The sequence below is a fragment of the Vibrio sp. M260118 genome (assembly GCF_036533755.1).
Taxonomy (GTDB): Bacteria; Pseudomonadota; Gammaproteobacteria; order Enterobacterales; family Vibrionaceae; genus Vibrio.
This window is the reverse complement of sequence record NZ_JATABG010000306.1, coordinates 1-4,395: the sequence shown is the minus strand read 5'-3', so window position 1 is coordinate 4,395 and position 4,395 is coordinate 1. Positions and strand designations below refer to the sequence as shown.

Annotated in this window: 4 protein-coding genes and 1 tRNA gene; all 5 read right to left on the bottom strand. The window is 45.8% G+C overall.

What is annotated here, in order from left to right; translation table 11 throughout:
- On the bottom strand, nt 1–2,235 hold a 2,235-nt coding region (locus QTO00_RS15495; RefSeq protein ID WP_331425590.1), incomplete at its 3' end, for a nitrate reductase.
- A gap of 297 nt (nt 2,236–2,532) precedes the next feature.
- Nucleotides 2,533–2,606: transfer RNA gene (locus tag QTO00_RS15490), tRNA-Cys, on the bottom strand.
- Nucleotides 2,607–2,770: 164 nt separating this feature from the next.
- A complete protein-coding gene (locus tag QTO00_RS15485; protein WP_331425589.1) occupies nt 2,771–3,115 on the bottom strand; it encodes a HopJ type III effector protein in 345 nt (114 codons plus the stop codon).
- A gap of 95 nt (nt 3,116–3,210) precedes the next feature.
- Nucleotides 3,211–3,969 carry an SDR family oxidoreductase gene (locus QTO00_RS15480; RefSeq protein ID WP_331425588.1) on the bottom strand — a complete coding sequence of 253 codons (759 nt, stop codon included), beginning with the start codon at nt 3,967–3,969 and terminating at the stop codon, nt 3,211–3,213.
- 12 nt (nt 3,970–3,981) lie between these two features.
- On the bottom strand, nt 3,982–4,395 hold a 414-nt coding region (locus tag QTO00_RS15475; RefSeq protein WP_331425587.1), incomplete at its 5' end, for an NAD-binding protein.

The window sequence follows — 4,395 nt, the reverse complement described above, 5'->3', positions numbered from 1 at the left end:
ACGTTGATGTGGTGTCGACCCTAGATTGGAGACATAAGCTCTATCCGCAGGCAAGCTGTCAGCGAAACGCCAAATCCCGACACGTTCTTCCGCTTGGAAAGACTGATATAGGAAGTCTCGGTCTACAAACTTCTCACCAACATAAAGACCATAGGTTTTGACCGCTACAGGCTCAATCGCAATTTTCTGCGACTTAAATGCAGGCTGGCCTGAGTACTGGTCAGCATAACGGCTTAGAACAGCGTTAACCTGACTAGCAAGGCCATATTCTCCGGCCCAGTGCATCGACATAAACAGCTGTCGATTACCTAGACCATCATCAATGGCTGCTTTAGCATAGATACGACCGTCGCTATTATCGCTCACCAATGAGATGAGCTGACCTTCTTTAACGTCGATATAAGCTGCAGAACGGCTATTGATATAGACTGTTGGTTCCGGCTCAGTCGCGGCCAAATGCGTGATATAACCCGTGCGAGTCATAGTGTGCCACTGATCGCGCTGACGACCAGAATTTAGCCACCATGACGAGTCTTGCTCGCTAATAGGCATTGCAGGAACAACAAAGCGCGCTTTTCCATCAGCAAAGCTGTAGCTACCTGACTCGTAAGGGCGAGTTCCACCCCACTGTACTGGCTGCCATGCTTGATACTCTTCGTTGCTGATCTGTGCGTATTCAGAGATATCAAACAGGAGTGGACTCTGTTTATTGATACCGCTCATGGCAGCAAATTCTCTAAACACATCCGCTTCAGATTCAAAGCCAAATGCATTCGGCTTACACTGTAAATTACATAGCTTTTCACCAACTTCACAGATTGCTAGCCAGTCCGGTTTGGATAGCCCTTTAGGTGATGTGAACTGACGTTGACGTGTGAGCATTCGCTCCGAGTTAGTCACCATGCCTTGTTTTTCGCCCCAACCCGCTGCGGGCAATAACAAGGTGGCATATTTTGCGATATCAGAGTCTCCAGTCACATCAGAGACAATCACCATTGGGCACTTTTCTAGTGCGCGTTTTACGAAGGTATTGTCTGGCATTGAAACCACTGGGTTGGTCGCCATGATCCAAATAACGTTAATCTCACCGCGATCGACCGCTTCAAACATCTCGATCGCTTTTAGTCCCGGCTTTGATGCAAGATTATCAGTTTGCCAAAATTCGCTGACAAGCTTAATAGACTCATCATCAAAACCACGATGTATCGCTAACTGATTAGCCAAGCCACCCACTTCTCGACCGCCCATGGCATTCGGCTGACCGGTAATTGAGAACGGCCCTGCCCCTTTAACACCAATTTTTGCCGTAGCTAGGTGGGCATTAATAATCGCGTTGGCTTTGTCAGAACCCGATTGAGACTGGTTTACTCCTTGGCAGAACAAGGTAATGGTCTTTTTAGTGTTAGCGAACCAGCGATAGAAGGTTTTAAGCTGTTCTTGGCTAAGATCGAGTTGCTCGCTAAGTTCATTAATGCTGAAAGCGTTTGAAGCTACCGAGTCTAATAGCTCAGTAAAGCCTGACGTGTGCTGCTCGATATACTCTTGGTCTATATTGGCTGTATCAACACAGTAGCGAAGTAAGCCATTAAACAGTGTAATATCACCGTCATTCGGCAGCGCTAAATGCAGATCAGATTGCTGCGCAGTGACTGTCTCTCTTGGGTCAATCACAACGAGTCTCAATTCAGGGTTACGCTCTCTAGCTTGCTGGATTCGTCTGAATAGAACAGGGTGAGTCCATGCGGTATTCGCACCACAGATAACGATAAGTTCAGCGTCATCAATATCTGCATAGTTAACCGGAACAACATCTTCACCAAATGCGCGATTGTGAGCCACAACCGCCGACGACATACAGAGTCGCGAGTTGGTATCTATGTTCGCGCTACCAACTGTCGCTTTCATAAACTTGTTCGCAGCGTAATAATCTTCGGTTAGCAGTTGACCAGAGACATACATGGCCGTCGAATCTGGGCCACTCTCTACAATCGCCTCATGGTAGGCATTGGCAATCATATCTGTCGCTTGGTCCCAACTGATCTCTTCTCCATTGAGCTTTGGATACAGCAGTCGAGACGGCATATCTAGGCTTTGCGCTAACGCCGAGCCCTTGACACACAGAGCGCCAGAGTTGGCAGGGTGCTGCTTATCACCCTGAATTCCTAACTGATTTACTTCAACACCGCAGCCTACTCCACAATATGGGCAAGCTGTCTTTGTACATTCCCTTGTCATCACTTACTCCTTGAAAAAAAGCCTCCTTCACTGTTCGAGTGAAGGAGGCTTCATTGCCTGTGACGTTGTTATATATTTTGTGCCCGTTTCAGCCGAGCTAAACTAGATGAGCAAATTAGATGCCAAGTCGTTAAGGCTTGATATTCAAGGAGTTAGATTTAACTTAACAAATGCTAATGCACCAAACCTGTGCACTACGCACCGCATAGACCATGGTATAGAGCTATGATAGTCATCAGGAAGGAATTCAAAGACAAAAAAACCAGCACTTGGCTGGCTTGCTACTTTAAGAAGTAGTGGAGGCGCGTCCCGGAGTCGAACCGAGGTCCACGGATTTGCAATCCGCTGCATAGCCACTCTGCCAACGCGCCTTTGATTTTCAACGCTTTAGGTGGTCTACCCTGCGTTCGCTGCATACTTTACGGATTGAGCTCAGAGAGTCAAACAAAAATCACAAATTTAAATTTGTTTGCTGAGTTTTAAACCAAACAGCGACAAATTAGATCTAAAAAGGAGCTCTCAGCTCCTTTTGTAACTATTTTTTTGCTAAAGCATCGCCTTCAAATTTGATACCTTGCCAACCAAATTGAATAAAATTGCGGATATTGGCATGATCTTGGCCACCTGGGTTGCCAAGCACATCCTCACGATAAAACTTACCGAAGCATGCCAATGTAGATGCGATATCCAGATTGTTTAACTGGCCAAATGCGAATATTTTGCACGAACCGTTATTTTGATTGGCATCGTTTAGTGTTTCACCGTTTACAAAGGCAGTAGGTGTGAAATCGTAGTTGGCATCAATCACTGCCATCGTCTGTTCAAACTGAACTGAATCAGGGCTGTTTGAGAGACTTTCAAGAAAATTAGCTAGTTCCATATTGTCGATAACTCCATTTAATCAGCCTCAAGTCTATGCTACTGATATCAAGATTAAAAGAGCCAATCGACTACTGTTACAAGCCGAAATACACACTACATCCTTATGCCGCCATCGATTTCTAACACTCGTCCATTGATATAGTCGTTCTCAAAAATAAACTTCACTGTGTTCGCTATTTCTGATGTTTCTCCCATACGACCTGCAGGGATCATAGATTCTAATCGAGCGATCGCCTCTGGCTTCATCTGAGCAGCCATTGGTGTTTTGATCACTCCCGGTGCGATAGCAGCCGCGCGAATGCCAAACTTAGCCAACTCTTTCGCCCACGTTGTCGCTAGAGTAGCTACAGCGGCTTTGGAAGCGGCATAGTTGGTTTGACCAATGTTTCCTGCCCGAGCGACACTAGAGATATTGATGATCAGACCTTTACGCTTAGTTTGAATCATACTCGCAGCAGCTTCTCGACCACAGAGGAATGTCCCGGTTAGATTGACATCAATCACCGAGTTAAACTGCTCTAAAGGCATCTTAGTAATTTGGCCGTCTTTCACTTTGGCAAGTAGACCATCTCTAAGAATACCCGCATTATTGACCAAACCATCCAACTGACCAAAATCCGTGACAATGTCACTAAATATCTGTTCAACCTGAGCCTCATTGGTCACGTCAGCGGCATAGGTTAACGCTTTGACACCTAGCATATGGCACTGTATCTGGGTCTCTAGCAATGCATCTTCATTGACATCGATTAAGGCTAATTCAGAACCAGCATGAGCTAAACTGACCGCCATCATCTGCCCTAACCCCTGACCAGCCCCAGTAATCGCGACAACGCTCTCTTTCAAGATCATGTCTACCTATCCTTATTCCTGCGAGCGCTTTGACTGATAGAATTCAAACAAACTAGAGAAATCGAGCTCTTCATTGCCATTCATGTTGTGAAAAGCGTAGAGGTTACGAGCCAATGATCCCATAGGAACCGAAGATTGGCTCTTAGCCGCTGCTTCTAATCCCAGGCCAAGATCTTTTAGCATTAACTTGCTCATAAAGCCCGGTTGGTATTGTTTCGATGCTGGCGCATTTTCCATTACTCCAGGGCAAGGGTTGTATAGTTCCAGCGCCCAATTACTACCTGAACTCTGCAACATAATGTTCGACAACACTTTTGGGTCGAGACCGTTATCAATACCTAAATTAAGGGCTTCACAAGTGCCAGACATTAATATCCCAAGCATCAAGTTGTTACAGATTTTACCCATTTGACCTGAACCTACGTC

Excerpts from the sequence above, each read along its gene's own strand:
- QTO00_RS15485 (WP_331425589.1), bottom strand. The coding sequence starts at position 3,115 with ATGGAACTAGCTAATTTTCTTGAAAGTCTCTCAAACAGCCCTGATTCA.
- QTO00_RS15480 (WP_331425588.1), bottom strand. The coding sequence starts at position 3,969 with ATGATCTTGAAAGAGAGCGTTGTCGCGATTACTGGGGCTGGTCAGGGG.